Source organism: Mycobacterium sp. 852002-51961_SCH5331710 (assembly GCF_001665535.1).
Taxonomy (GTDB): Bacteria; Actinomycetota; Actinomycetes; order Mycobacteriales; family Mycobacteriaceae; genus Mycobacterium.
The window spans coordinates 88,153-113,674 of record NZ_LZSQ01000001.1 but is presented as its reverse complement, the minus strand read 5'-3'; the positions used below and the strand labels follow the sequence as shown (position 1 = coordinate 113,674).

29 protein-coding genes are annotated in these 25,522 nt (G+C 67.9%); 19 read left to right on the top strand and 10 right to left on the bottom strand.

The window, feature by feature from the left end; genetic code table 11:
- Both A5752_RS00580 and A5752_RS00575 read right to left on the bottom strand, forming a co-directional pair.
- The coding region (locus A5752_RS00580; RefSeq protein WP_197500506.1) for a DUF222 domain-containing protein at positions 1-427 on the bottom strand (427 nt) is incomplete at its 3' end.
- 38 nt (positions 428-465) lie between these two features.
- On the bottom strand, positions 466-735 hold the full coding sequence (locus tag A5752_RS00575) for a hypothetical protein (protein ID WP_067080422.1): 270 nt from the start codon (positions 733-735) through the stop codon (positions 466-468).
- 145 nt (positions 736-880) lie between these two features.
- Between A5752_RS00575 and A5752_RS00570 the strand changes: the two genes are divergently transcribed.
- Complete coding sequence (locus A5752_RS00570; RefSeq protein WP_067080419.1) at positions 881-1,849, top strand: pirin family protein; 969 nt, start codon at positions 881-883, stop codon at positions 1,847-1,849.
- On the opposite strand, the gene A5752_RS00565 is transcribed toward A5752_RS00570, so the two are convergent.
- The gene (locus tag A5752_RS00565) at positions 1,830-4,001 is read right to left on the bottom strand and encodes an FUSC family protein (RefSeq protein ID WP_067080416.1); all 2,172 of its coding nucleotides are present in this window, start codon (positions 3,999-4,001) and stop codon (positions 1,830-1,832) included. The two genes, A5752_RS00570 and A5752_RS00565, sit on opposite strands and share 20 nt — an antisense overlap.
- A 14-nt stretch (positions 4,002-4,015) precedes the next feature.
- Positions 4,016-4,582 (bottom strand): TetR/AcrR family transcriptional regulator, encoded by a 567-nt coding sequence (locus tag A5752_RS00560; protein ID WP_067080413.1) that lies wholly within the window; start codon positions 4,580-4,582, stop codon positions 4,016-4,018.
- Between the two features lie 108 nt (positions 4,583-4,690).
- Here A5752_RS00560 and A5752_RS00555 point away from each other — a divergent pair, with 108 nt between their 5' ends.
- The 9 genes from A5752_RS00555 (at position 4,691) to A5752_RS00515 (ending at position 12,854) form a co-directional block, all read left to right on the top strand.
- Entirely contained in the window at positions 4,691-5,365 is a 675-nt protein-coding gene (locus A5752_RS00555; protein ID WP_502686590.1) for a TetR/AcrR family transcriptional regulator, read from the top strand.
- A gap of 61 nt (positions 5,366-5,426) precedes the next feature.
- Positions 5,427-6,362, top strand: a complete 936-nt coding sequence (locus tag A5752_RS00550) for a class I SAM-dependent methyltransferase (protein WP_067080410.1) — start codon at positions 5,427-5,429, stop codon at positions 6,360-6,362.
- 71 nt (positions 6,363-6,433) lie between these two features.
- Positions 6,434-7,834: an aldehyde dehydrogenase family protein gene (locus tag A5752_RS00545; protein WP_067080407.1), complete on the top strand. Its 1,401-nt coding sequence runs from the start codon at positions 6,434-6,436 to the stop codon at positions 7,832-7,834.
- Positions 7,835-7,881: 47 nt separating this feature from the next.
- Positions 7,882-8,745, top strand: coding sequence for an SDR family oxidoreductase (locus A5752_RS00540; protein WP_067080405.1), 864 nt, complete (start codon positions 7,882-7,884; stop codon positions 8,743-8,745).
- Between the two features lie 5 nt (positions 8,746-8,750).
- On the top strand, positions 8,751-9,713 hold the full coding sequence (locus A5752_RS00535; protein WP_067080397.1) for an NADPH:quinone oxidoreductase family protein: 963 nt from the start codon (positions 8,751-8,753) through the stop codon (positions 9,711-9,713).
- The gene (locus tag A5752_RS00530; RefSeq protein WP_067080394.1) at positions 9,713-10,420 is read left to right on the top strand and encodes a haloacid dehalogenase type II; all 708 of its coding nucleotides are present in this window, start codon (positions 9,713-9,715) and stop codon (positions 10,418-10,420) included. Before A5752_RS00535 ends, A5752_RS00530 begins: the two co-directional genes overlap by 1 nt.
- 22 nt (positions 10,421-10,442) lie before the next feature.
- Entirely contained in the window at positions 10,443-11,186 is a 744-nt protein-coding gene (locus tag A5752_RS00525) for a methyltransferase domain-containing protein (RefSeq protein ID WP_067080391.1), read from the top strand.
- Between the two features lie 9 nt (positions 11,187-11,195).
- Complete coding sequence (locus tag A5752_RS00520) at positions 11,196-11,681, top strand: DUF456 domain-containing protein (RefSeq protein WP_067080388.1); 486 nt, start codon at positions 11,196-11,198, stop codon at positions 11,679-11,681.
- A 9-nt stretch (positions 11,682-11,690) separates the two neighbouring features.
- On the top strand, positions 11,691-12,854 hold the full coding sequence (locus tag A5752_RS00515; RefSeq protein WP_067080385.1) for an LLM class flavin-dependent oxidoreductase: 1,164 nt from the start codon (positions 11,691-11,693) through the stop codon (positions 12,852-12,854).
- A gap of 7 nt (positions 12,855-12,861) precedes the next feature.
- On the opposite strand, the gene A5752_RS00510 is transcribed toward A5752_RS00515, so the two are convergent.
- The 3 genes from A5752_RS00510 to A5752_RS00500 are packed head-to-tail and all read right to left on the bottom strand — an operon-like array spanning position 12,862 to position 15,185.
- Complete coding sequence (locus A5752_RS00510) at positions 12,862-13,665, bottom strand: tyrosine-protein phosphatase (RefSeq protein ID WP_067080383.1); 804 nt, start codon at positions 13,663-13,665, stop codon at positions 12,862-12,864.
- Positions 13,666-14,895 (bottom strand): acyl-CoA dehydrogenase family protein, encoded by a 1,230-nt coding sequence (locus A5752_RS00505; RefSeq protein ID WP_197500507.1) that lies wholly within the window; start codon positions 14,893-14,895, stop codon positions 13,666-13,668.
- 35 nt (positions 14,896-14,930) lie between these two features.
- A complete protein-coding gene (locus tag A5752_RS00500; protein WP_067080377.1) occupies positions 14,931-15,185 on the bottom strand; it encodes a hypothetical protein in 255 nt (84 codons plus the stop codon).
- Between the two features lie 225 nt (positions 15,186-15,410).
- Between A5752_RS00500 and A5752_RS00495 the strand changes: the two genes are divergently transcribed.
- Positions 15,411-15,998 carry a peroxiredoxin gene (locus A5752_RS00495; protein ID WP_067080451.1) on the top strand — a complete coding sequence of 196 codons (588 nt, stop codon included), beginning with the start codon at positions 15,411-15,413 and terminating at the stop codon, positions 15,996-15,998.
- A 2-nt stretch (positions 15,999-16,000) separates the two neighbouring features.
- On the top strand, positions 16,001-16,534 hold the full coding sequence (gene ahpD / locus A5752_RS00490) for an alkyl hydroperoxide reductase AhpD (RefSeq protein ID WP_067080448.1): 534 nt from the start codon (positions 16,001-16,003) through the stop codon (positions 16,532-16,534).
- Between the two features lie 54 nt (positions 16,535-16,588).
- Here ahpD and A5752_RS00485 read toward each other — a convergent pair whose 3' ends face one another.
- Positions 16,589-16,831, bottom strand: a complete 243-nt coding sequence (locus A5752_RS00485; protein WP_067080374.1) for a hypothetical protein — start codon at positions 16,829-16,831, stop codon at positions 16,589-16,591.
- Between the two features lie 178 nt (positions 16,832-17,009).
- Here A5752_RS00485 and A5752_RS00480 point away from each other — a divergent pair, with 178 nt between their 5' ends.
- Together A5752_RS00480 and A5752_RS00475 are read left to right on the top strand one after the other, a co-directional pair.
- Positions 17,010-17,660 carry a response regulator gene (locus tag A5752_RS00480; protein ID WP_197500505.1) on the top strand — a complete coding sequence of 217 codons (651 nt, stop codon included), beginning with the start codon at positions 17,010-17,012 and terminating at the stop codon, positions 17,658-17,660.
- 64 nt (positions 17,661-17,724) lie between these two features.
- Positions 17,725-18,873, top strand: a complete 1,149-nt coding sequence (locus A5752_RS00475) for a sensor histidine kinase (RefSeq protein WP_067080444.1) — start codon at positions 17,725-17,727, stop codon at positions 18,871-18,873.
- A gap of 42 nt (positions 18,874-18,915) precedes the next feature.
- Here the strand turns inward: A5752_RS00475 and A5752_RS00470 are convergent, their stop codons facing one another.
- Both A5752_RS00470 and A5752_RS00465 read right to left on the bottom strand, forming a co-directional pair.
- Complete coding sequence (locus A5752_RS00470; RefSeq protein WP_067080371.1) at positions 18,916-20,055, bottom strand: acyl-CoA dehydrogenase family protein; 1,140 nt, start codon at positions 20,053-20,055, stop codon at positions 18,916-18,918.
- Positions 20,056-20,110: 55 nt separating this feature from the next.
- The gene (locus tag A5752_RS00465; RefSeq protein ID WP_197500504.1) at positions 20,111-21,007 is read right to left on the bottom strand and encodes a DUF4436 domain-containing protein; all 897 of its coding nucleotides are present in this window, start codon (positions 21,005-21,007) and stop codon (positions 20,111-20,113) included.
- A gap of 114 nt (positions 21,008-21,121) precedes the next feature.
- Here A5752_RS00465 and A5752_RS00460 point away from each other — a divergent pair, with 114 nt between their 5' ends.
- The 5 genes from A5752_RS00460 (at position 21,122) to A5752_RS00440 (ending at position 25,443) form a co-directional block, all read left to right on the top strand.
- Positions 21,122-22,234 (top strand): Re/Si-specific NAD(P)(+) transhydrogenase subunit alpha, encoded by a 1,113-nt coding sequence (locus A5752_RS00460; RefSeq protein ID WP_067080368.1) that lies wholly within the window; start codon positions 21,122-21,124, stop codon positions 22,232-22,234.
- Entirely contained in the window at positions 22,234-22,572 is a 339-nt protein-coding gene (locus A5752_RS00455) for an NAD(P) transhydrogenase subunit alpha part 2 (RefSeq protein WP_067080361.1), read from the top strand. The genes A5752_RS00460 and A5752_RS00455 overlap by 1 nt, the downstream gene beginning before the upstream one ends.
- The gene (locus A5752_RS00450) at positions 22,569-24,002 is read left to right on the top strand and encodes an NAD(P)(+) transhydrogenase (Re/Si-specific) subunit beta (protein ID WP_067080359.1); all 1,434 of its coding nucleotides are present in this window, start codon (positions 22,569-22,571) and stop codon (positions 24,000-24,002) included. Before A5752_RS00455 ends, A5752_RS00450 begins: the two co-directional genes overlap by 4 nt.
- 104 nt (positions 24,003-24,106) lie before the next feature.
- Positions 24,107-24,829, top strand: a complete 723-nt coding sequence (locus A5752_RS00445) for a cutinase family protein (protein ID WP_067080358.1) — start codon at positions 24,107-24,109, stop codon at positions 24,827-24,829.
- Complete coding sequence (locus tag A5752_RS00440; protein WP_067080356.1) at positions 24,826-25,443, top strand: DUF3159 domain-containing protein; 618 nt, start codon at positions 24,826-24,828, stop codon at positions 25,441-25,443. Before A5752_RS00445 ends, A5752_RS00440 begins: the two co-directional genes overlap by 4 nt.
- The last annotated feature ends 79 nt before the right edge of the window (positions 25,444-25,522 follow it).

Genomic DNA, 25,522 nt, shown 5'->3' with positions numbered 1-25,522 from the left:
CACGGGCCTCATAGTTGACCTGCGCGGGCAACTGATCGAAGAACCTCTCGATGATGCCGACCTGCTCACCACCCAACAGTCCGCGCGCCTGCGCCGCCGCTGTGGCCTCCAACACCGGCGCCAGCGCTTCACCGGTCAACGCGCGCCGCGGACCCAACACCGCCGCCGAAGCGATACGACGCCTGGCCTCCTTACGCGACACCTGCAACGCCGTCGCTATCGCCTCCGGCCACGAACACGCCCCCACCGCCTTCGGCTCCACTTCGGCCACCAGCCGGGCGATCACCGCATGATCGACCACCGGCAACCGTCGACCCACCCGCTCACACCGAAACAACACCTCCACCAGATCACGCGACCCCAACCCCTCCACCGACAAACCAACAAGCTCATCCAGGGCGGCGTCCAACGCATCAAGAGCCTTCACAACCCGCTCCCGACCGCACACCCCGCCCGCACTCATGGCTAAGAAGCCGCCTGTCCGAGACGCCGTTGCGCCTCTCCCGGCGAGATGCGTAGCCGCCTGGCCACGTCTCGCGGCGTCGCGCCGCGGTCGAGCAGTAGTCGGCCGAACAACCGTTGTTCGAGCGCCGCCATCTGGTTGTCGAGCTTGTCGAGCTGTTCGATCAGCGCGTACAGCTCGGTACGTGTCAGCCCGTCGAGCCGGAACGTCGCGAGCTCCCGATAGAGCGACTCCAGCTCGGTGAGCACGTCGGAGATTCGATTCGAACGCATGTACGAAAGGGTAGTCGCGGGGTCCGACAAGTCGGGGAAAGTTATCCACAGGGGGCAGGAGGGCCGACGGAGAGGTGGATCCCCCGCCAGCAGGGGCTGCTCAAACCCATGGAATTAATCGGACCACAGTCCGGTTATCCATGGCATGCCTGCAATCACCGCCGACACGCTCACCCTTCCCCGTATCGCTGCGGCCGGACCCTCCGACACCGACCGGCCTGTCCGGTCGATCACCACGGGACCCCGCGGCCTGGAAGGCGAGGGCTTCCCGGTTGTCCGTGCGTTCGCCGGCGTCTCTGCCGCCGACCTCGATCCGTTCGTCCACATGGATCAGATGGGCGAGGTCGAGTACGAACCTGGCGAACCGCGCGGCACCGACTGGCATCCGCACCGCGGCTTCGAAACCGTCACCTACATGATCGACGGACGCTTCGCGCACCAGGACTCCCATGGCGGCGGCGGACTGATCACCGACGGCGCCACCCAGTGGATGACCGCGGGCTCGGGCATCTTGCACATCGAGACCCCGCCCGCCGAGTTGGTCGAGAGCGGCGGCGTGTTCCACGGCGTCCAGCTGTGGGTGAACCTGCCTCGCAAGGACAAATTCGCCTCACCCCGATACCAGGCGATCGAGGGCAACGAGGTGAAACTGTTGTCCTCCGACGACGGCGGCGCCCTCGTGCGGATCATCGCCGGTGACGTCGACGGGCACAGCGGCCCCGGCGTGATACACACCCCGATCACGTTGGCGCATACAACGATTCAGCTGGGTGCGCGCCTCGACCTGCCCTGGCGACGCGACTTCAACGCGCTCGTCTACGTGCTGTCGGGCCGTGGGACGGTCGGGCCCGTCGCCCATCCGATCCAGCAGGGACAGCTCGCGGTGCTCGGACCCGGCGACCGGATCCGCGTCGACGCTAAGGGCGACCAGGACGCCCACCGTCCCGCACTCGAGGTGTTGATCCTCGGCGGCCGGCCCATCCGCGAACCCGTGTTCCAGTACGGCCCGTTCGTGATGAACAGCAAGTCCGAACTGGTCCAGGCGCTCGAGGACTACCAGGCAGGCAAGTTCGGCACCATCCCGCCGAATGCGCTTATGCCGCACCGTCCTTAGCCGCCGTCCGCCGCGGCTCGGGCTTCGGGTACAGCAGGTTCAACGCGCCGAGATGTGCCGCGACCGCCACCAGCGGCAGCGCCGCCGAGACAGCCAGTTCGTCGTCGGTGGTCTCGTCCCGCAACGCCGTCACGAAGTCGTCACTGAGTCGCGGTAGCGAGCGCGGCGCGCCGCCAGTGGCTCTCGCGCAGATGGCCTCCGCGTGCGTTTCGAGCACCTCCCTGGTCTTCAAGTAGACCCCGTGCGGCGGGGGGACGACGTCGGTGATCAGCTCGGCAGCGGCGCGCAGCCTGACCGCCCGGTTCGCCGACCGCACGGCAGGCCCGCGGATGTCGGTGGGACCGCTGCTCTCCGAAAGGAACTGTCGCACCGCGTCATCCACGGTCCGCGTCGCGCGCAATGCCTCCTGGCTCAGCGCAATCACCCGATTCGTGGCCTCCTCCGACGCCCCGCGGGTCACCCGCAGCACCGCCTCCCTCAGGAACGTCGCACCTACCGCGAACGCGTCGTCGATGGCCCGCCCCAACCGATTACGCGCACCCCGCGGCCACAACAACAGCGAAACCATGATGCCCACAAGCGCCCCGACGGCCACGTCCTCGACGCGGATCAGCCCGACACTCCAACCGGTCGGCGCGATCAGGTTGAAGATGATCAGCACCATCATCGTGAACGCGGCCTGGCCGGCGATGAAAGACGCCACCTCCGGCACGAACGCCGAACCGAAGGCCACCACCGGCAGGAGCATCCACATCACGACCGGATCCACGCCGACCAGTTCGATCAGCCCGACGCCCAACAGAAATCCGATCGCGGTGCCCGCGACGGCGCGCAACACCCGCGTGCCGGTGGTCAGCGCGCTGCTGCGCAGCACCGACATCGCGCCGAGTACGACCCAGAAGCCGTGCTCGAGCGGGAACAGATGGGTGACGGCGATGGCCAGCGCCAAACCCAGACCGGTGCGAATGCTGTTGCGCAGCACCACCGCCCGGGTGGCGAAGAACCCGCTCGTGATGGCGGCGACGGCCGTCGTCTCGGGCATCACCCAGTCCGCGGTGCCGGTCTTGGGCAGCCCGCGGCCCAGCACGCGCGCCAACACCGGGCGGGCGTCGGCCGCCGCGGCGTTGCGAATGACACGGCCGGTCACCCCGACCGTGGCCGAAAACGTGCGTCGTCCCAACAACTTCCGGCCCACCTCGATGGCGTCCGCGTCGTCGGGCGATGCGAGGATCTCGACGATGTCTTCGCGATAGCGACCCTGGGCGATCGCGCGCAGTTCGGTCAGCGCCTCGTCGAGATCGGCCGAGCGGGCTCGACGGGCCGCGACGTCGGAGATCTGCAGTACGGCGGCCGAATCACGCAGCACCCGGATCAGCGGGTCCTTCATGTCGGCCAGGAACCGCCCGGTGTCGTCAGAGATCCGGTCGGACAGCCACCCGAGATCGTCGACCACCCGGACCAGCGCGCGGCTGCCAGCGGTCAGCGCGACCGGGCGGTAGTCGGCGCCCAGAAACGTCTCCCACAGGTTGTTCATCGCCCGGGTCACGTTCTTGGCGGGCGTGGTGCCCTGCAGACAGTCGGCGAGGCGGTCGCAAACCCGCGCGGCGCCACTGCGCAACTCGTCGTGGTGGCGCGGCGGCAGGAGGAACAGCGCGGCGGGCACGCAGAACACGAGCGCGATGAGCCAGCCGAGCAGCCGATCGGGGATGGGGCCCACCGGGGTACATGCGGGCAGCACGAACGTCAGCAGCGTCGCACGTTGGCCGGAGGCGATGATCTCGCTGAGCACTCCCGAGAACGTCACCACCACCCCGAGTACGAACATCGCCGCGACGCTCAGCCACGGATGCGGAGCGACCAGGGTGCCGAGCGTGATCAGGATGGCGCCGTTGATCGCCAGCCCCAGATACGCCAGCGCGCGAGCCGGCCGGTTGCCCGGAAAGTCGACCATGATCAGCAGCGAGACCGAGCCGAAGATCGTGATCATCGGTGTCTGGGTTCCGCCGCCGACCGCGAAGCTCACTGCGGCGGCGATCGGCACCACGATCGCGGCCCGGATCGCGCGCCGCAGCGCGTCCAGTTCGGGATCGCGCCGCCGCAGCCGGTTTTCGGCGCGGCGCAGCAGCGGAGCGACGACTTCAGAGAGCGACAACCCCGCCGCCCGCGCTACTCGGCGTCGGGAACCGACGCGAACCGGCCGTCGTCGAGGGCCTGGCGTAGCTGTGCGGAGATCCACTGCAATCCGTCTGGGTCGGGCGTCAACTTCGTCTGCTCGTACCCGATGAAGACGTACACGGCGGATTCAGCGAAAAGCTGTGCCTGGCGTTTGTTCTCCAGGATCTCGAACGCCGATTCGTAGAGGATGTCGAAGCGCTGCTGGTCGACTGCCACCTGCACCTCGTGCACGTGCGGGTCCAGCGCGCTCCACACGCGGATCGCGGCTTCCGCGCTGTGGGGCAGATCCAGCCCGGTCTGGAACAGGGCGTCGATGCGGCGGCGCGGGTCCGGCTCACTGCGGACGGCCTCGATCACCCGCACCGTGCGCTCTTGCGTCCAGTGCGAGAGCAGCTCCCTGGTGTAGGCGGGCCAATTCGGGAAGTAGTGGTAGAACGAGCCGGTCGTCACGCCGAGGCGTTGACAGACCTCCGCCAGTTTCAGGCCGCCGTACCCCATGTCGGACAGAATCTCGATACCCACATCGAAGTAACCGTCCCGCGACACGACGCTCCCCATTACCTGGACATTAGTTCCAAGAGGTGCTGATTCTCTACGTCGGATTTCTCGGCGATCAAATCTCGTGATTTGCTGACAAACGGCTGGTCGGGGCGGCGCCAGGAGCTGATGTCTGAAGCACCAGGTGACGTGTGGCACAATTTGACCGTGCCGCATACGGCGAGTAGGGGTCCGGGTCGTCCACCCGCAGCGAAGGCTGCGGAGACACGTGAGCGCATCATAGGGGCTGCGCGCGAGGTTTTCAGCGAACTCGGATATGACGCCGCGACCTTCCAGGCGATCGCGATTCGGGCGGATCTGACGCGGCCGGCGATCAACCACTACTTCTCCAACAAGCAGGTGTTGTGGCGCGAGGTCGTGCAGCAGACCAACGCCGCGATAGTTAGCGCGGGCCGGGCACGCGCGGAGGACGAGACGAACCTGCTCGCCAGGCTGTCGGCGTACTTCACCGCGGCGATGCAGGCCGAGTCCGAAGATCGTTCGGCCGCAGCCTTTTTGGTGACGTCGGTGCTCGAGGCCCAGCGCCACCCGGAGCTCGCCGACGAGGAGCACGACTCGCTGCGGCATTCCCGCGAATTCGTGGCCTGGGCGGTCAACGAGGCCATCCAGCGCGGCGAGCTCACCACCGATACCGAGGTCGAATCGCTGGTCGAGATGCTCGTCGCGGTGATGTGGGGCATGGGCTTCTACGCCGGCTTCGTCGGCAGCCACGACGAGCTCAAGGCCGTGGTGCGGCAGTTCGAGCTGCTGATGTCGAACAATCTCTGGCGCCTTCAGTCCTGACGGGTGACCTGCCCCACAGCTCGATAGCCTGCCTAAGTTCTTCCGGCTACCATGGCGTTCGATGAGTTCGCTGCGCACTGAAGACGACACCTGGGACATCGTGACCAGCGTTGGGACGACCGCGGTCATGGTGGCGGCCGCCCGCGCCGCCGAAACCGATCGGGACGACGCGCTGATCCGCGATCCGTTCGCGAAGGTGCTGGTGGCGGGCACCGGCGGCGGTGCCTGGGACGTGATGACGGACCCTGCCACCCGCGCGAAGGTCGACGAGGCGGATCCCGACGTCGCCGCGATCTTCGAGCACATGGGCAACTACCAGGCGGTGCGGACGCACTACTTCGACGCCTACTTCACCGACGCCGTCGGCGCGGGCATCCGGCAGATCGTCATCCTGGCGTCGGGGCTGGACTCGCGCGCATACCGGCTCGACTGGCCCGCGGGCACGACGGTCTACGAGATCGACCAGCCCAAGGTGCTCGAGTACAAGGCCGCCCGGCTGGCCGAACAGGGCGTGCTGCCGGCCGCCAAGCGCGTGGCGGTCGCGGTCGACCTGCGCCACGACTGGCCGGCCGCGCTGCAGGAGGCCGGGTTCGACCCAACGGCTCCGACCGCATGGCTGGCCGAAGGCCTGTTGATGTACCTGCCCGCCGACGCCCAGGACCGCCTGTTCGAGCAGATCACCGCGCTCAGCGCGCCCGGTAGCCGCGTATCGGTGGAGACCGTCGGGGTGCAGGCCGAGGAGCGTCGGGAGCAGATGCGCGAGCGGTTCGAGCGCATCCGTGCGCAGCTCGGAATGGACGATTCCGTCGACGTCGCGGAACTGATGTACAACGACCCGGACCGCGCGGACGTCTCCGAGTGGCTCGATGCGCACGGCTGGCGGGCGACATCGGTGACCTCGCTGGAGGAGATGCGTCGACTGGACCGCTGGGTGCTTCCGGCCGAGTACGAGAACGACAGCGGGTTTTCCGAGTTCGTCACCGCGTACAAGGACTGACGGAGCCCTTCTGGGCGGCCCAACCGGTTGGTTAGGATCGGGGCATTCCTCGGGTCAGGAAGGACTCCCCCATGACCACCGACATCGCCGCTCCCACCCAAGCCACCGACGACATTCCCAGCGTCGTCCGCCGGCTGCGAGAGACCTTCAAAACCGGACGCACCAGGGACCTCGAGTGGCGTAAACGGCAGCTCAAGGCGATCGAGCGCCTCGCCGTCGAGAACGAGGAGGCCATCGCCGCCGCGCTCGAACAGGATCTGGGCCGCAGCCGCTTCGAGGCGTGGCTGGCCGACATCGCGAGCACCGCGGGCGAGGCCAAGGACGCCGCGAAGAACGTGAAGAAGTGGACCCGCCGCCGCTACCGGCTGCTGGAGATGTCGCAGCTGCCCGGCCGGGGCTGGGTCGAGTACGAGCCCTTCGGCACGGTGTTGGTCATCGGCGCGTGGAACTTCCCGTTCGTGCTGACGCTGGGCCCGGCGATCGGGGCGATCGCGGCGGGTAACACCGTGGTGCTCAAGCCGTCCGAGGTCTGCCCGGCTTCGTCGGCGCTCATGGCTGAGCTGGTGCCGCGGTACCTCGACTCCGATGCGATCGCGGTGATCGAGGGCGACGGTTCGGTCAGCCAAGAGCTCATTTCGCAGGGCTTCGACCACATCTGCTTCACCGGCGGCACCGAGATCGGCCGCAAGGTCTACGAGGGCGCCGCACCGCACTTGACGCCGGTCACGCTCGAACTCGGCGGCAAGAGCCCGGTCATCGTGTCGGCCGACGCCGACGTCGACGTCGCGGCCAAGCGCATCGCCTGGACCAAGCTGATCAACTCCGGGCAGATCTGCATCGCGCCCGACTACGTGCTCGCCGACGCGAAGATCCGCGACAAGCTGGTCGACAAGATCAAAGAGGCGGTGACGACGTTCGAGTCCGAGAACCCCGACGGCAAGCGCATCGTCAACGAACGGCACTTCGGCCGGCTGACCGACGCGCTGGCCGCGACCAAGGGTGAGGTCGTGATCGGCGGCGGTTCCGACGCGTCGAAGATCAGCATCCAGCCGACGGTCGTGGTCGACCCCGACCCCGCGGAACCGCTGATGACCGACGAGATCTTCGGTCCGATCCTGCCCGTCGTGACGGTCCAATCCCTCGACGACGCAATCAGTTTCGTGAACTCGCGGCCGAAGCCGTTGGCGGCGTACCTGTTCACCAAGACCAAGAGCATCCGGGAACGGGTGATCAAGGAGGTGCCGGCCGGCGGCATGGTGGTCAACCACCTGCTGTTCCACTTCGCCACCAACAAGCTGCCGTTCGGCGGCGTCGGCCCGTCGGGCATGGGCGCCTACCACGGCAGGTACGGCTTCGAGCAGTTCAGCCACAAGAAGACCGTGATGACCAAACCGACCCGACCCGACGTCGGCGCATTCATCTATCCCCCGTATACAGAGAAGGCGCTAAAGCTCGCCAAAAAGCTCTTCTAGGGGTAGGCGCGCAGCGCCTCGGGACCAGCACAGCAGAGAGGAATCCCATGCCAGGAGTGCAGGATCGCGTCATCGTCGTCACCGGTGCCGGAGGCGGACTGGGGCGCGAATACGCGTTGACGCTCGCCAAGGAGGGCGCCAGCGTCGTCGTCAACGACCTCGGTGGTGCACGTGACGGCACCGGCGCCGGCCACAACATGGCCGACCAGGTCGTCCAGGAGATCAAGGACGCCGGTGGCCGCGCCGTGGCCAACTACGACTCGGTGGCCGAAACCGAGGGCGCCGAGAACATCATCAAGACCGCGCTCGACGAGTTCGGCAAGATCGACGGCGTCGTCTCCAACGCGGGCATCCTGCGCGACGGCACGTTCCACAAGATGACGTTCGAGAACTGGGACGCCGTACTCAAGGTCCACCTGTACGGCGGCTACAACGTGATCCGCGCCGCCTGGCCGCACTTCCGGGAGAACAACTTCGGCCGCGTCGTCGTGGCCACCTCGACCAGCGGCCTGTTCGGCAACTTCGGCCAGGCCAACTACGGCGCCGCCAAGCTCGGCCTCGTCGGCCTGATCAACACGCTGGCCCAGGAGGGCGCGAAGTACAACATCAAGACCAACGCGCTCGCACCGATCGCCGCGACCCGGATGACGCAGGACATCCTGCCGCCGGAGGTCTTCGAGAAGCTGACGCCGGAATACGTTGCGCCGGTGGTGGCTTACCTGATGACCGAGGAAGTGCCCGAGACCGCTTCGGTGTTCATCGTCGGCGGTGGCAAGGTGCAGCGCACCGCGCTGTTCCAGAACGAGGGCGTCACCTTCACCGAGGTGCCCTCCGTCGACGACATCGCCGCGAAGTGGGGCGAGATCACCGACTTGTCGGCGGCGCAGCGGGCAACCTTCAGCCTCGGCTGAGTTCGATGAAAGCGCTTGTCGCGCAAGAACTCACCGGACCGGCCGGACTGGCCTACACCGACGTCGACGATGTCGGCGGCGAGGACGTCATCGTCGTCGACGTCGGTGCGGCCGGGGTCAGCTTCCCCGACCTGCTGCTCTTGCGCGGCGAATACCAGCTGCGGCTCGACCCGCCGTTCGTCCCCGGCATGGAGGTCGCCGGGGTGGTGCGTTCTGCGCCGTACGAGTCGGAGTTCAAGCCGGGGCAGCGGGTGACGGCGCTGTCCATGCTCGGCGGATGGGCGGAGCGGGTGGCGGTGGCGCCCGAGAGCGTCAAGCCCACGCCGGACGATCTCGACGACGCGCAAGCCGTTGCGCTGCTGGGTAACTACCAGACGATGTACTTCGCGCTGGCCAAGCGCGGCGCGCTGCGGCCGGGTGAGACGGTGCTGGTGCTGGGGTCGGCCGGAGGTGTCGGCACCGCGGCGGTGCAGGTCGCGAAGGCGTTGGGCGCCAGGGTGATCGCGATGGTGCACCGCCCGCACGCCGTCGAGTTCGTCGAGTCGCTGGGCGCCGATGTCGTGCTGCCGTTGACCGACGGATGGTTGACGGCGGTGCAGGAGGCGACCGAGGGCCGCGGCGTCGATCTGGTGGTCGACCCGATCGGCGGTGACGCGTTCGACGACGCCGTCCGGGCGCTCTCGGTGGAGGGGCGGCTGTTGGTGATCGGCTTTGCGGCGGGCGGGATCCCGACCGTGAAGGTGAACCGGCTGCTGCTGCGCAACGTCGCGGTGATCGGTGTCGGCTACGGCGAGTACGTCAACCGCAAGCCGGGCTCGCAGTCGGTGTTCGAGTTCGGCGTCGCGCAACTCGTCAAGGCCGGACTGCGCCCGCCGCCGCCCGTGCGCTACCCGCTGTCGAAGGGCGCCGACGCGCTGCAGGCGCTGGCCGACGGCGGCGTGCTGGGCAAGGTCGTGCTGGAGCCGTAATGGCGCCTCGCGCACTGGCTTTCGACACCTTCGGCACCGTCGTTGACTGGCGCTCGAGCGTCATCCGCGAGCTCGAGGAGTTCGGCCGCGCCCATGGCGTGCAACGGAACTGGGCGGCGTTCGCCGACGACTGGCGGGCCGGCTATCCGCCCGCGATGGACCGGGTGCGTCGCGGCGAGCTGCCGTGGACCAGGATCGACGACCTGCACCGCATGATCCTCGTCGACCTGCTCGACGGCGCGGGCATCACCGGTATCGACGACGCCGCCGTCGACCACCTGAACCGGGCGTGGCACCGGCTCGACCCGTGGCCCGACGCCGTCGACGGGCTCACCCGGCTGAAGCGTCGCTACCTCATCACGACGCTGTCCAACGGGAACGTCTCGCTGCTGACGAACATGGCCAAGCGGGCGGGGCTGCCGTGGGACTGCGTGATCTCCGCCGAGCTCTTCCGCCACTACAAACCCGATCCCGAGGCCTATCTCGGCTGCGCCGAGCTGCTCGACGTCGCACCCGGTGAGCTGATGCTGGTCGCGGCGCACGCCAGCGATCTGCGCGGCGCCAAACGCGCTGGGCTGATGACGGCATACGTCGACCGGCCGCTGGAGTACGGCGAGGGCAGGCGACGTCCGTCGAAGATCGAGGACGGGGAATTCGACGTCCTGGCAACCGATTTCGTGGACCTGGCGGAGCGGCTCGGAGCGTGACCGACAGGAGTAGCGTGGGAGCGTGACCGATACCTCCTCGCTGCCGCCTGCGCTGCGCCGGGCGGTCGAACTCTTCGCCGAAACGCCGGCGCGCCTCGACGTCAGCGGTGGCTACCTGGATCTGCTCGACGACGACGCCGCCCCGAGCCAGTCACCGCCTGAGAACAAGGGTCTGATCCAGGCGGTGTGGGCGTCGGGCCCCGGGTCGATGTTCTACGACTACTCGCAGGCCTTCGCCCGCAGGTTCCTGAGCATGTGGCAGTTGCCGATCGAGTGGCTCGAGATTCCGCAGGGCGGTGTCGCGCTCGACATCGGAAGCGGCCCCGGCAACGTGACCGCCTCGCTGGCCCGCGCGGCCGGACCGCAGGGGCTGGCGATCGGCGTCGACATCTCGAAACCGATGCTGGCGCGCGCGGTCAGCGCGCAAGCCGGGCCGAACGTCGGGTTCCTGCGCGCGGACGCGCAGCGGTTGCCGTTCCGCGATGCGACCGTCGACGCGGTGACGTCGCTCGCGGTCTTGCAGCTCATCCCCGAGCCCTCCTCGGCGGTGGCCGAGATGCACCGGGTGCTGCGACCCGGCGGCCGGATCGCGATCATGGTGCCGACTGTCGGCAGCGTTCCTCCGCCGCTGCGATGGGTGTCGCGGGGCGGGGCGCGCTTCTTCGCCGAAGACGAACTGGGCGACGTGTTCGAACATCGCGGATTCGAGCGCGTGCGCACCAAGACCACCGGCAACATGCAGTGGGTCCGGGCGCAGCGCCCGTAGATTCGACGCATGAGCACCGGCGGCATCGTCCTCGTCGCGTTGGCGATCGCGGTGGGCATCGTCGGCATCGTCGTACCGCTGCTGCCCGGCACGCTGCTGGTCTTCGGCGCTATCGCAGTGTGGGCGGTCGTCGAGCGCGACGTCACCGCGTGGGTGACGCTCGGCGTCGCGTCCGCGCTGCTCCTGACGGCCGCGTTCATCAAGTACACCTGGCCCGTCCGGCGGATGCGTGAGGCCGACGTGCGCACGTCGAGCCTGGTCGCCGGGGCCGTGGTCGGTGTCGTCGGTTTCTTCGTCATCCCCGTGCTCGGACTGCCGATCGGTTTCGTGCTGGGCATCTACCTCGCCGAACTGGCCAACCGGCACGAGCAGCGCGCGGCGTGGACGTCGACCAAGCACGCGCTCAAGGGCGTCGCCCTGTCGGTCGGCGTCGAGTTGGCCGGCGCGTTGCTCGCCACCGTCGTTTGGGCCATCGGGGTGTACCTGACGCAGTAACTTGCAGGCATGGCCAAGCTGCGTTTCGGATACTTCATCGCTCCGTTCCACCGCGCGGGCACCAACCCGACGCTGGCGCTGCAGCGCGACCTGGAGCTCATCGAGCACCTCGACGCGCTGGGCTTCGACGAGGCCTGGATCGGCGAACACCATTCGGCCGGAAGCGAGATCATCAGCTCACCCGAGGTGTTCATCGCTGCGGCCGCGCAGCGGGCCAAACGGATCCGGTTCGGCACCGGCGTCATCTCGTTGGCGTATCACAACCCGCTGTGGACGGCCGACCGGCTGATGCTGCTCGACCACCTCACCCACGGCCGGATCATTGGCGGCGTGGGGCCCGGCTCGCTGCCCACGGATTCGGCGATGATCGGGCTGACCCCCACCGACACCCGCGAACTGCTCGAGACCAACCTCGACATCATGGTCCGATTGCTCAAGGGCGAGACGGTGTCCGCCAAGACCGCCACACACGAATTGTTCGACGCGCGACTGCAACTGGCGCCCTACTCGGAGGACGGCATCCCGCTCGCCGTCGCCGCGGTGTCGTCACCGACCGGTGCTCGGCTGGCGGGCAAGCACGGTATCGGCCTGCTGTCGATCGGCGCGACGCTGGTGGTCGAGGGATTCGACGCGCTCGCGCACCACTGGGGCATCGCCGAGGAACGCGCGGCCGCGTTCGGCACCACGGTCGACCGCCGCAACTGGTCGCTGGTCTGCCCCATGCACATCGCCGAGACCGAGGAGCAGGCCCGCGCCGACGTGCGCTTCGGCCTCGAGCACTGGTACCGCTACTTCCAGAAGGTTGCGGCGTTCCCGCAGATGGAGGTTCCGGGGGAGAACCTCGACGAGGTCGTCGATATCATCAACGGCGCGGGCGCGGGCGTGATCGGAACACCCGAACAGGCACGCGCCCAGGTGCAGCGGCTGTGGGACCAGTCCGGCGGGTTCGGCTGCATGCTGCAGATGGGCCACGAGTGGGCCAACCCCGCGGCCACCAAACGCTCGGCTGAATTGTTCGCCGCCGAGGTCATGCCGCACTTCCAGGGTCAGGCCCAGCCGACGCTGGACGCCGCGGAGCGGGCCCGCGATGTGCGCGAAAACCTCGCGCAGACGCAGCTGTCCGCGATCGAGCACATGACGCAGAAGTACGAGGCCGAAAAAGGCGGCAGCTGAGGGGATTTCAGCCCAGCAGCACCGCGCGCAGCCGGACCACCTCGTCGTCGGTCACGCCGGACGCCTCGAGGAAGCCACGCACCGATCCGTAGTTCTCGACGATCGAGCGCCGCGCGGTATCCAGGTACTCCTCGCGCACCCCCAGCACTTCGGAGGTGAGCTGCGCCTCGGCGAACGTGACGATCTCGTCGGTGCTCTCCTCCGCCCGGTCGCGGATCGATTCGAGAATGCTTTCGCGCAGCCGCGGCACGGCGTCATTGCTGCGCAGGAAGTCGGCGACGACGGCGTCACGATCCACGCCGACGGCGTCGAGCACCGACGCCACCGTGAAACCCGTGCGGTCCTTACCCGCGAAGCAGTGCGCGATGACCGGGCGCTGTTCGGCGAGCATCGAAACGACCTGGCGCACGGCAAGATGCGCACCGGGCAACGTCGGGAACTTCTGATACTCCTCGATCATGAACCGGCGCGCGGCCACCGTCACGTCCTCGTCGTCCGGCTTCTCGGTCATCATCCGCTGGAAGCTCTGCTCGTGCGGGGCCTCCGCGCCCGGCTTGGCCAACTCGTGGAATGGCAGCCGGTGAATCGCCACACCGTCGGGTACGCGGCCCGGCCCGCGCCGCTCGACCTCGCGCTCCGAGCGCAGGTCGGCGACATCGGTGATGTTCAACCGGCGCAACAGCTCCCGGCCCGCATCGTCCAGACCGCTCAGCTCGCTGGATCGGAAGAACCGGCCCGGCCGGATGCCCGTTTCCTCGGCGATGTCGCGAAAGTTCCACGCCCCTGACAGGGCGTCAGGGTTGCCCGCCACCTATCCGGCCCCTCCGGTCACCGCGGCAGCGAAAGCGCTCTTCTCCCTGCCCAGTTCGGCGCGCGCGATGGTCCGCATGTGCACCTCGTCGGGGCCGTCGAACAGCCGCATGGCGCGGTGCCAGGCGTACAGGCGCGCCAAGGGCACGTCGTCGGAAACGCCCATGCCGCCGTGCACCTGGATGGCGCGGTCGATGACATCGCAGGCGACCTGCGGGGCGACCGCCTTGATCTGGGCCACCTGCACCTGGGCGTCCTTGCTCTTGTTGCCCTGCTGGTCGATGGTCCACGCCGCCTTGTGGCACAGCAGCCGGGCCTGGTCGATCTCGTTGCGCGACTTCGCGATCGACTCGCGCACCACACCCTGCTCGGCCAACGGCTTGCCGAACGCCACGCGCTTCTGCACACGGTCGATCATCAACGCCAGCGCGCGCTCGGCCGCGCCCAGCGCCCGCATGCAGTGGTGGATACGGCCCGGACCCAGTCGCGCCTGGGCGATCGCGAAGCCGCTGCCCTCCTCGTGGAGCAGGTTCTCGACGGGCACCCGCACGTTGTCGAACACGATCTCGCAGTGACCGTGCTGGTCCTGCCAACCGAACACCGGAAGCGACCGCCGGATGTCGACACCTGGGGTGTCGACCGGCACGAGGATCATCGACTGCTGCTGGTGGCTGGCGGCATCCGGATTGGTTCGGCCCATCACGATCAGGATCTTGCAGCGCGGATCGGCCGCTCCGGTGATCCACCACTTGCGACCGTTGATGACGTAGTCGTTGCCGTCGCGCAGCATGGTCGTCTCGATGTTGCGGGCATCGCTGGAGGCGACCGCGGGCTCGGTCATCGCGAATGCGCTGCGGATCTCGCCGGCCAGCAGCGGCTCAAGCCACTGCTTGCGCTGCTGCTCATCGGCGAACAGGTGCAGCGTCTCCATGTTGCCGGTGTCGGGGGCCGCGCAGTTGGTGACCTCGGGTGCGATCTCCATGCTCCAGCCGGTCAGCTCGGCGAGCTGCGCGTACTCGAGGTTGGTCAGACCGGACTCCGCGGGCAGGAACAGGTTCCACAGGCCGCGGTCCTTGGCGAGCTTCTTGAGGTCCTCGACGATCGGCGGGACGGTGTGGTCCTTGGGGCCGGCCTCTTCGCGGTAGCGGTCGTATTCGGCTTCGGCGGGGAAGACGAACTCCGTCATGAACTCGGACAGCCGCTGGTGATAGTCCGCAGCCTTGGCCGACATCGCGAAATCCATGCCCGCCACGATATGTCACATCCTCAGCCGGGCTTCTGCTGCGTCGGGCTTTGCGGGGACTCCCACTTGGACTCCAGGCTGCGGGTCACCCGGGTGCCCGCGGCGTACTCGACCTGGAACGTCGCACCGTCGTCGACCTCGTAGGTGATCAGGGCGGTGCCGTCGTTGACGTCCTTGTGCACCACCTTGCAGGGGACGGGTTCTTCGCCGCGGTCGACCAGCACGATGTCGCCGGGTGCGACGTCCTCGATGCGGTCGTTCTCAGAGATGTTCGACATCCGTCGACCGTAGCAACGCCGGCTGCAGGCTATGGTGTCGTGCGTTCGCCGATGCGTCCACTGTCGGGCACGCCCCCGAAATCTGCTGACTGCGAATCGATTTGACTGGGCCCGGTGTGGCCACAATCACGGCCGTTTTGCTTGCCTTATTCGTGCGAGGGACAGAGTATTGAGTACGTAATCTGGACTGAATCCAAACTAAGCGAAACAAGGATGGTGCTCGCGATGGCATTGTTGACAATCGGTGACCAGTTCCCCAGCTACGACATGGCGGCGGTGGTCGGCGGTGACCTCTCCGAGGTCGATGCCAAGCAGCCCGACGACTACTTCATCCGTGTGACCAGCGAGGATCACCCCGGCAAGTGGCGCATCGTCTTCTTCTGGCCGAAGGACTTCACCTTCGTGTGCCCGACCGAAATCGCCACCTTCGGCAAGCTCAACGAGGACTTCGAGGACCGCGACGCGAAGGTCATCGGGGTGTCGGTGGACAACGAGTTCGTCCACTTCCAGTGGCGCGCCCAGCACGAGGACCTCAAGACGCTGCCGTTCCCGATGGCCTCTGACCTCAAGCGCGAGCTGTCGCTGGCCACCGGCGTGCTCAACGCCGAAGGAGTCGCCGACCGCGCGACGTTCATCGTCGACCCGAACAACGAGATCCAGTTCGTGTCGGTGACCGCCGGCTCCGTCGGCCGCAACGTCGACGAGGTGCTGCGGGTGCTCGACGCGCTGCAGTCCGACGAGCTGTGCGCCTGCAACTGGAAGAAGGGCGATCCGACGATCAAGCCGGCCGAGCTGCTGGCAGAGGCGGTGTGACCATGAGCATCGACAACATCAAGGAAGCGCTTCCGGGTTACGCCAAGGATCTGAAGCTCAACTTCGGCAGCATCGTCAAGACCACCGAGCTGTCCGAGCAACAGTTGTGGGGTGCCCTGGTGGCGACGGCCGCGGCGACCAAGTCCGACCGCCTGCTGCGCGAAATCGCAGAGGACGCACTGGACATCCTCAGCCAGGAGGCCTACGACGCCGCCCTCGGCGCGGCCGCCATCATGGGGATGAACAACGTGTTCTACCGCACGAAGGGCCAGCTCGACGGCGCCTACGACGATCTGCGTGCCGGCCTGCGGATGAACATCATCGGCAATCCCGGTGTGGCCAAGGAGGATTTCGAGCTGTGGTCGCTGGCGGTGTCGGCGATCAACGGATGCGGCCACTGCCTCGCGGCGCACGAGAAGACGCTGCGTGACGCGCAGGTGTCGCGGACGGTGATCTTCGAAGCGATCCGGCTGGCCTCGATCGTCTCGGGTGTGGCCCAGGCGCTGCAGACCGCCGACGTGCTGACAACCGTTTGACCGAACACGAAGAAGCGGGGGCACCGAATCGGTGCCCCCGCTCTCGTATCCGCGTCAGCGATGCCAGGTCGGCTGCTCGAACTCGATGTGATCGATGCGGTGACCGTGGGTCCCGGACTGGACTCCCGGCGCGTGGATCTCGGGCGTCGCGACGATGCCCGGCCGCGGCGTCGGATCCTGCGTGTAGGTCCCGGCGCTGGCCGCACCGGCGAAACCGAGTGCCCCGGCGAGGATTCCGGCCGCGAGGACCGGCAGCGCGAAGAAGCGGGCGAAGCGGCGAGTGGTGTTGGTGTTCATCTGAATCTCCTTTGATTCTTCCCTTTTTGGTTTGACCGACCGGGCTGTTCCGGCGATGACTCAAGAGTGCTGCACCGCGGGCCGGGTGTATGTCCGGTGAACGGCGGTCGAACCGGATGAATCTCGTGTCCTCCAAATGGGGGAAGCGAACGCACCGCTGTGCCAAGCTGACCGGGTGGTGAGCAGCACGACCGGTGACAGGGTCCGGGTGGTGGTGGGCGACGACCACCCGATGTTTCGCGACGGCGTGGTCCGAGCGTTGGTCTCCAGCGGGCAGATCGACGTGGTTGCCGAGGCCGACGACGGGGTGACGGCGCTTGCCGCGATCCGTGAGCACAACCCGCAAGTGGCGCTGCTGGACTACCGGATGCCCGGGATGGGCGGTTCGGAGGTGGCCGCCGCGGTGGCGCGCGACGAACTGCCCACCCGCGTGCTGCTGATCTCCGCACACGACGAATCCGCGATCGTCTATCAGGCGCTGCAGAACGGCGCCTCGGGCTTCCTGCCCAAGGAATCCACCCGCTCCGAGCTCGTCAACGCCGTGCTCGACTGCGCCAAGGGTCGAGACATCGTCGCCCCGAGCCTGGCCGCCGGACTCGCCGGTGAGATCCGCAAGCGCGCGGAGCCCGACGGTCCGACGCTCAGCCCTCGCGAGCGCGAGGTGCTCAAGCTCATCGCGTCCGGCAGCAGCATCCCGGCGATGGCCAAACAACTCTTCCTGGCGCCCTCGACGGTGAAGACCCACGTGCAGCGGCTCTACGAGAAGCTCGGGGTCAACGACCGCGGTGCCGCCGTCGCCGAGGCGATGCGCCGCAAGCTGTTGGACTGACGCCGCCGTGGTGGATCGGATCGCCAACTTCTTCGCCACGGAACCCGTGCGCGTCTCCGCCGTGATGCGGCTGCCGCTGCTCGCACTCGTCGCGGTGCTGGTGCTGATCTGGGAGGTCGATCACTGGCTGCCGGGCCTCTACGCGGTGGTGCTCGGGACGTGGGCGGTGGCGGCCGTGGTCTGGCTCATCGCGGTGTTGCGTGGCCCGGTGCCCCGGTGGGGAGATTGGGCGTCCACCGGTGTCGACGTCCTGATGGTCCTGGTGCTGTGCCTGGTGTCGGGAGGCGCTACGGCGGCCCTGCTCCCGGTCTTCTTCCTGCTGCCCATCGCGGTGGCGTTCCAGGACCGGCCGACGCTGACGGCGCTGCTCGGAGTCGGCACGGCGTGCGCGTACCTCGGGGCGTGGATCGTCTACTCGAAGCGGGACGACTCGGTCGGCTTACCGAACGTCGTCTACACGCACTTCGGCTTTCTGCTGTGGGGCGCAGTGGCGATGACCGCGCTGTGCGTCGTACTGGTCCGCCGCCAGGCGCGTGTCGCGAAACTTCAAGCGGTGCGGCGTCAACTGGTGTCGGAGGCGATGCAGGCCGATGAGCGCCACAACCGCGACGTGGCCGAGAACCTGCACGACGGACCGCTGCAGACACTGCTCGCGGCGCGCCTCGACCTCGACGAGTTGCAGGAGCGCAATGACGATCCCGCGCTGGAAGCGGTGCGTGAAGCGCTTCAGCAGACCGCTTCCGCGCTGCGCTCGACGGTGACCGAACTGCACCCCCAGGTGCTCGCACAGCTGGGCCTTACGCCGGCCGTGCGAGAGCTGGTGCGGCAGTTCGAATCCCGCGGTGGTTATGTCGTGCACGCGGACCTCGACGATGTCGGAAAGCCCGAATCACAGCAACTGCTCTATCGCGCCGCCCGGGAACTGCTCGCCAACATCCACAAGCACGCCGGCGCGACCACCGTGCGGGTGGGGCTGACACGGCGGGGGGACCGGGTCGTGCTGACGGTCTCCGACGACGGCAAGGGCTTCGACGCGGCGATCGTCGAACAGTATGTCGCCGACGGCCATATCGGACTGGGCTCGCTGCTGGCCCGGTTCGACGCCATGGGCGGTTCGATGAAGGTGAACTCCGTTGAGGGCTACGGCACCCAGGCCACGGTCACCTCGCCGCCGGAGCCGCCCCCGTCAACCGCCGAGCAGACGCAAAGCTGACCATTCCGCCGCGAAAATGGGCAGTTTGCCGTCTGCTCGCGGTCAGGAAGTGAGGCCGCGGGCGATGACGAGACGTTGAATCTGGTTGGTGCCCTCGAAGATCTGGGTGATCTTCGCTTCACGCATGTATCGCTCGACGCGGTAGTCGCGGGTGTAGCCGGCGCCGCCGAACACCTGCACCGCGTCGGTCGTCACCTTCATCGCGGCGTCGGTTGCGACCAGCTTGGCCACGCTGGCCTGCTGTGAGTACGGCCGGTCCTGATCACGCCTTCGGGCCGCATCCAGGTACGTCGCCCTGGCCGTCGCCACGGCGGCCGCCATGTCGGCGAGCAGGAACCCGAGACCCTGATGGTCGATGATCCTGCGCCCGAACGTGGTTCGTTCGTTCGCATAGGCGACGGCCTCGTCGAGCGCGGCCTGCGCCAACCCGGTGGCCACCGCGGCGATACCCAACCGCCCGGAATCCAGTGCGGAGAAAGCGATCTGCAGGCCCTGACCCTCGCCGCCGATCAGCCGATCCGCCTCGATGTCGGCGTCTTCGTAGAACGCCGACGTCGTCGGAATCGCATGCAGGCCCATCTTCTCCTCGGGCTTGCCGAAGGTCAGCCCCGGAAGGTCGCCGGGCACCAGGAAACACGAAATGCCCCGCGAGCCTTCGCCCGTCCGCGCGAACAATGTGTAGAAGTCGGCGCGCCCACCGTGGGTGATCCAAGACTTGGAGCCGTTGAGCCGGTATCCGCCATCGGTTTTGGTGGCCGCGCAGCGCAGCGCTGCTGCGTCGGAACCAGCCTGGGGTTCGGACAGGCTGTACGCGCCGATCTGCTCACCGGACAACATCCCGGGCAGCCAACGCCGCTTCTGCTCGTCGGTGCCGAAGGTCAGCAGGGGATGTGACGACAGGCTGTGCACGCTGACGGCCACCGCGACGGCCGCCCAGCGCGCCGCCAGTTCCTCGAGCACCTGCAGATAGACCTCATACGGCTGTCCACCGCCGCCCCATTCCTCGGGCTGGGGCAGGCTCAGCAGCCCGGCCGCGCCCAGCTGCGCCATCACGCCTTCTGGATAGCGCTCCGCCTTCTCGTGATCGTCGACGATCGGATCGAGCACCTTGTCGGCGATGTCGCGGGTCAGCGCGATCAGGTCCTCGGCGTCCGGGGTGGGCAGCAGCCGGTCGACAGCCATCCGATGGCCTCCTGGTTGTGCGGGTCGAGACAACCATAGGCGGGCGCTGGCGCCGTCAGTCGCTGCGTCTCCACCAGGCGGTGAAGTACAGCACCATGGCCCCCGTCATCGCCAGCAGCACCCACAGGACGAGCACCTGGTCGATCCACGCGCCGGGCGGCGGAGCACCGGGCATGAAGTTGCGGATCGGGATGATCGCGAACAACGACGCGGCATACCAGGTACCGAACGGCGGGAGGAAGTTGCGTCGTCCGCGCAGCATCTCGATGGACACGAAGAGCGCCAGCGCGGGCAGCGTGATCAACACCAGGCACAGGCCCACGTCGAACGCGAGCGGGCCCTTGGCTCGCCTCAACGTCACCGTCTCGTAGTCACCGTCTTTGGCCGACTGGGTGGCCGGGCCGCTGCGCGTGCTCGAGACGTCCCAGCCGTCCAGCCCGCCGGTCACCACCACCCGTGCGGGCTCGAACGTGCGGGCGTCACCGCTGCCGACGAGGATGTCGGCCCCCAGCGCGCCCAGCCTGTACGAGTCGAACGGCCACTTGTCGGCGTCGCCGCTGGCGGTGAGCGTGGTGCTGATCTCGGCGGGCAGCTGGCCCTTCGGTGTCTGCAGATCGTCGACGTCGATGTTGACCTCGTCGATGAACAGGCGCACCGCGATATCGGTGTTGACCACGTTGAGGTCGTCGTTCATGTGATCGTCGGACGGGAAGACGACGACTTTGACGTCGATCTGGTTGGCGACCGTGTGCAGCTCCGACAAGGTCACGCGCACGATGTTGTCGTCGTCGGTGCCGAGGTCGGGCGAACCGAGCGTCGAGGCCTGCCCGGAGAGGTAGTGGTAGCCGACCAGCGAGGCGGCGTAGATCACCAGGATGATCAGGACGGTGGCTATGTCGTTCAACCGTGAGCGCCTGCGGCTGCGCAACCTCGACGGTTCTTCTTCCCCCACCACGCGGATGCTAGTTGCAGCGGCGCTGGATTCCGGCGCGCCGTGCCGGTGGAAATTCGCGACGACCCGTATCGATTTAGCTGTGACCAGCGGTAGCGGTTAAGGTGTTCCGTCATGACGGAGCAGACGCATGCTGATGTCGCCGCCGCGGCGGCTCCGACGGTCGGGGTGGTCCGCGAATCCGGGGCGGACGAGCGCCGCGTCGCGCTGGTGCCGAAGGCCGTCGCGTCGCTGGTGAACAGCGGCGTCGCCGTCGTCGTGGAATCCGGGGCGGGCGAGCGGGCGCTGCTGCCCGACGATCTCTACACCGCCGCAGGCGCGACGATCGGCGACGCATGGAACGCTGATGTCGTAGTCAAGGTGGCGCCGCCGAGCGCCGACGAGGTGGCCAGGCTCAAGAGCGGGCAGACGCTGATCGGCTTCCTCGCACCGCGCAACGCGGACAACCAGATCGCGGCGCTGAAGGCCGCGGGCGTGCAGGCGTTCGCCGTCGAGGCGATCCCCCGCATCTCGCGCGCCCAGGTGATGGACGCGCTGTCGTCTCAGGCCAACGTCGCGGGCTACAAGGCCGTACTGCTGGCGGCTTCGGAGTCGACGCGGTTCTTCCCGATGCTCACCACCGCGGCCGGCACGGTGAAGCCGGCGTCGGTGTTGGTGCTCGGCGTGGGGGTGGCCGGACTGCAGGCGCTGGCCACCGCCAAGCGGTTGGGCGCGCGCACCACCGGTTACGACGTACGTCCCGAGGTGGCCGATCAGGTCCGCTCGGTCGGTGCGCAGTGGCTCGAATTGGGCATCGAGGCCGCGGGTGAGGGTGGCTACGCCCGGGAGCTCTCCGAGGAGGAGCGCGCGCAGCAACAGAAGGAGCTGGAACGCGCGATCACCGGGTTCGACGTCGTGATCACCACGGCGCTGGTGCCCGGGAGGCCGGCGCCCCGGCTGGTGACCGCGGCCGCCGTGGAGGGGATGAAGCCGGGCAGTGTCGTCGTCGACCTCGCGGGTGAGACGGGCGGTAACTGCGAGCTGACCGAACCGGGGCAGACGGTCGTCAAGCACGGCGTCACCATCGCCTCGCCGCTGAACCTGCCCGCGACCATGCCCGAGCACGCCAGCGAGCTGTACTCGAAGAACCTGACCTCGCTGCTGGACCTGCTGATCACCGACGGTGCGCTGGCACCCGACTTCGACGACGAGGTCGTGGCGGCCTCCTGCGTCACCCGGGAGGGATGATGTACGACAATCTGCTGGCCAATCTCGCGATCCTGGTGCTCGCCGGGTTCGTCGGGTTCGCCGTCATCTCCAAGGTGCCCAACACCTTGCACACACCGCTGATGTCGGGCACCAACGCCATCCACGGCATCGTGGTGCTCGGTGCGCTGATCGTGCTGGGCGACCTGCCCGCCGACGCGCACTGGGGTGTACGCGCCATCGCGTTCGTGGCCTTGATCTTCGGCACGCTCAACGTGATCGGCGGCTTCCTGGTGACAGACCGGATGCTGGGGATGTTCAAGTCCCGCAAACCGGAGCCGAAATCTATCGAGACGACGGAAGCGGCGGCCGACAAGTGAACTACCTCGTCACCGTCCTCTATATCGTCGCGTTCGCGCTGTTCATCCTCGGCCTCTCGGGGCTGACCGGGCCCAAGACCGCGGTGCGGGGCAACTGGATCGCCGCCACCGGTATGGCCATCGCCGTGATCGCCACCCTGATCAAGGTGCGTGACACCGCGCCGATCAACTGGATCCTGATCGTCGCCGGGTTGGCGCTGGGCGTGATTCTCGGTGTGCCGCCGGCCAAGAAGACCAAGATGACCGCGATGCCCCAGCTGGTGGCGCTGTTCAACGGCGTCGGCGGCGGCACTGTCGCGCTGATCGCGTGGGCGGAGTTCATCGAGACCGACGGCTTCGGACACTTCACCCCGGACCAGCACCCGACGGTGGCGCTGGTCGCCGGTTCGCTGTTCGCCGCGATCATCGGTTCGGTGTCGTTCTGGGGTTCGCTGGTGGCTTTCCTCAAACTGCAGGAGTCGATACCCAAGAACGTCGAGAAGCGACTTGTCGCCTCGGCCAAGGTCTTTCAGGCCGCCAACGTGGTGCTGCTGCTCGGTGCGACCGCGGCGGCGATCTACATCGGGCTGAACGCCGGTACGGGCAGCCCGGACTGGACGATCGCGGTGGTGCTCGTGCTGGCCGGCCTGATGGGCCTGTTCGTGGTGTTCCCGATCGGCGGCGCCGACATGCCGGTCGTCATCTCGCTGCTGAACGCGCTGACCGGATTGTCCGCGGCCGCAGCGGGTCTGGCGCTGAACAACACCGCGATGATCGTCGCGGGCATGATCGTCGGCGCATCGGGCTCGATCCTGACCAACCTGATGGCCGTGGCGATGAACCGGTCGATCCCGGCGATCGTGTTCGGCTCCTTCGGCGGCGGCGCCGAGGCAGTGGCTGGCCCAGGGGGCGACCAGGGCACGGTCAAGGCGACCTCGGCCGCGGACGCCGCGATCCAGATGGCCTACGCCAACCAGGTGATCGTCGTCCCCGGTTACGGGCTGGCCGTCGCGCAGGCCCAGCACACCGTCAAAGAGATGGCCGACCTGTTGGAAAGCAAAGGCGTCGAGGTGAAGTACGCCATCCATCCCGTCGCGGGGCGCATGCCGGGGCACATGAACGTACTGCTGGCCGAGGCCGACGTCGAGTATGACTCGATGAAGGAGATGGACGACGTGAACGGCGAATTCGGCCGCACCGACGTCACTTTGGTCATCGGCGCCAACGACGTCACCAATCCGGCCGCGCGTAACGACCCGTCGAGCCCGATTCACGGCATGCCGATCCTCAACGTCGACGAGTCGCGGTCGGTGATCGTGCTCAAGCGTTCGATGAACGCGGGCTACGCCGGCATCGAGAACCCGCTGTTCTTCCTCGACCAGACCTCGATGCTGTTCGGCGACGCCAAGAAGTCCGTCACCTCGGTGATCGAGGAGCTCAAGGCGCTCTAGCGACTACCTGCTAGCCGGTAGCGGTTTCTGCTGCCAGCGCCATTGGCGCGGCGTTGCGCCCGCGGTGAGATCGAAGCAACAACAGATCTCACCAAGGAGGCGGCATGTCCGGTCAGAACACTTCGAAGGCCGGCGTGCTGGCCACCGTGGCTGCCGCGATCTGGATGCTGGGCGCGACCGCGCTGATCGGACTAGCGCCGACGGCACAGGCCGACGACGCCTGCGCCGACGTTGACGTGGTGTTCGCGCGGGGCACCAACGAGCCGGCCGGCATCGGCCCCGAGGGTGAGGTGTTCGTCGACGCATTGCGCAGCGCGCTACCCGACAAGACGGTCAGCTCCTACGCGGTGAACTATCCCGCCTCCTACAACTTCCTCAAAGCCACCGACGGTGCCAACGACGCCAGCGCCCACATCCAGTCCACCGCGGCGGCCTGCCCGAACACCAGCTTCGTGTTGGGCGGCTACTCGCAGGGTGCCGCGGTCGTCGATATCCTCACGGCCGCACCGGGACCCGTACTCGACTTCGCCGACCCGCTGCCGCCGGCGCTGGCCGACCGCGTCGCGGCCGTCGCAGTGTTCGGCAACCCTTCCGACCGGGTCGGCCTGCCGCTGACCGGGGCGAGTCCGCTGTACGGCGCCAAGACCGCCGAGTACTGCACTGTCGGTGACCCGGTGTGCTCCGACGGCGACGACCGTGCCGCACACAGCCTCTACATCCAGTCGGGCCTGGTCGACCAGGCCGCCCAGGCCGCGGCCGCCCGGGTGACCGCGGCAGCGGTCCCGCCCGCCGCGGAGCTCGCGTCGAACGTAAGCTCGGGCGGGTGACGCAGCGAGGTGCACCGTTCGAGGTCCTGCTGGCCCGCGCGGGCGGTGTTCGCGGCCTGATCTACTCCGCCCTGCCGGTCGCGGTGTTCGCCGCGACGTCGCCGACGCTCGGGCTGCCGGTCGCCACCGCAGCCGCCGTGGGCGCCGCGGCGGTGGTGGCTATTTGGCAACTGCTGCAACGGAACTCGGTGCGGCCGGCGTTGTTCGGATTCGGCGCGGTCGCGGTCTGCGCGGTGGTGGCACTGATCACCGGGCGCGCCAAGGATTTCTATCTGCCGGGAATCTGGATGTATCTGGGCCTGGCGATCGCGTTCACGACCTCGCTGGTGGTGCGCCGCCCGCTGGTCGGCGTGGTGTGGGCGTGGATCACCGGACGCGACGGCTCCTGGCGCCGGGTGCGCAGTGCGCGGCTGGCATTCGACATCGCGACCGCGGTGATGGCCGCGGCGTCGTGGTCACGATTCTGTGTGCAGTACTACCTTTACGACACCGACCGGGAGGGGCTGCTTGCCCTGGCGCGCGTCGCGATGGGCTGGCCGATCTTCGTGGTCACCTCGACGGTCATCTACCTCGCGATCCGCACCGCGCTGCGCACGCTGCCGCGCTCCGCCTGAGCCGCTCGCGGAATTTCGCTCGCGCTGATCGCAGATATTCACCCCTGCGCCAACACCCGGTACGAATACCCGGGTGAGC

Bases quoted from the DNA above. Each gene is read 5' to 3' on its own strand.
- A5752_RS00575 (WP_067080422.1), bottom strand. From the start codon at position 735: ATGCGTTCGAATCGAATCTCCGACGTGCTCACCGAGCTGGAGTCGCTC.
- A5752_RS00570 (WP_067080419.1), top strand. From the start codon at position 881: ATGCCTGCAATCACCGCCGACACGCTCACCCTTCCCCGTATCGCTGCG.
- A5752_RS00560 (WP_067080413.1), bottom strand. From the start codon at position 4,582: ATGGGGAGCGTCGTGTCGCGGGACGGTTACTTCGATGTGGGTATCGAG.
- A5752_RS00555 (WP_502686590.1), top strand. From the start codon at position 4,691: ATGTCTGAAGCACCAGGTGACGTGTGGCACAATTTGACCGTGCCGCAT.
- A5752_RS00550 (WP_067080410.1), top strand. From the start codon at position 5,427: ATGAGTTCGCTGCGCACTGAAGACGACACCTGGGACATCGTGACCAGC.
- A5752_RS00545 (WP_067080407.1), top strand. From the start codon at position 6,434: ATGACCACCGACATCGCCGCTCCCACCCAAGCCACCGACGACATTCCC.
- A5752_RS00540 (WP_067080405.1), top strand. From the start codon at position 7,882: ATGCCAGGAGTGCAGGATCGCGTCATCGTCGTCACCGGTGCCGGAGGC.
- A5752_RS00535 (WP_067080397.1), top strand. From the start codon at position 8,751: ATGAAAGCGCTTGTCGCGCAAGAACTCACCGGACCGGCCGGACTGGCC.
- A5752_RS00530 (WP_067080394.1), top strand. From the start codon at position 9,713: ATGGCGCCTCGCGCACTGGCTTTCGACACCTTCGGCACCGTCGTTGAC.
- A5752_RS00520 (WP_067080388.1), top strand. From the start codon at position 11,196: ATGAGCACCGGCGGCATCGTCCTCGTCGCGTTGGCGATCGCGGTGGGC.
- A5752_RS00515 (WP_067080385.1), top strand. From the start codon at position 11,691: ATGGCCAAGCTGCGTTTCGGATACTTCATCGCTCCGTTCCACCGCGCG.
- A5752_RS00505 (WP_197500507.1), bottom strand. From the start codon at position 14,895: ATGTCGGCCAAGGCTGCGGACTATCACCAGCGGCTGTCCGAGTTCATG.
- A5752_RS00500 (WP_067080377.1), bottom strand. From the start codon at position 15,185: ATGTCGAACATCTCTGAGAACGACCGCATCGAGGACGTCGCACCCGGC.
- A5752_RS00495 (WP_067080451.1), top strand. From the start codon at position 15,411: ATGGCATTGTTGACAATCGGTGACCAGTTCCCCAGCTACGACATGGCG.
- ahpD (WP_067080448.1), top strand. From the start codon at position 16,001: ATGAGCATCGACAACATCAAGGAAGCGCTTCCGGGTTACGCCAAGGAT.
- A5752_RS00485 (WP_067080374.1), bottom strand. From the start codon at position 16,831: ATGAACACCAACACCACTCGCCGCTTCGCCCGCTTCTTCGCGCTGCCG.
- A5752_RS00475 (WP_067080444.1), top strand. From the start codon at position 17,725: ATGCGGCTGCCGCTGCTCGCACTCGTCGCGGTGCTGGTGCTGATCTGG.
- A5752_RS00470 (WP_067080371.1), bottom strand. From the start codon at position 20,055: ATGGCTGTCGACCGGCTGCTGCCCACCCCGGACGCCGAGGACCTGATC.
- A5752_RS00460 (WP_067080368.1), top strand. From the start codon at position 21,122: ATGACGGAGCAGACGCATGCTGATGTCGCCGCCGCGGCGGCTCCGACG.
- A5752_RS00455 (WP_067080361.1), top strand. From the start codon at position 22,234: ATGTACGACAATCTGCTGGCCAATCTCGCGATCCTGGTGCTCGCCGGG.
- A5752_RS00445 (WP_067080358.1), top strand. From the start codon at position 24,107: ATGTCCGGTCAGAACACTTCGAAGGCCGGCGTGCTGGCCACCGTGGCT.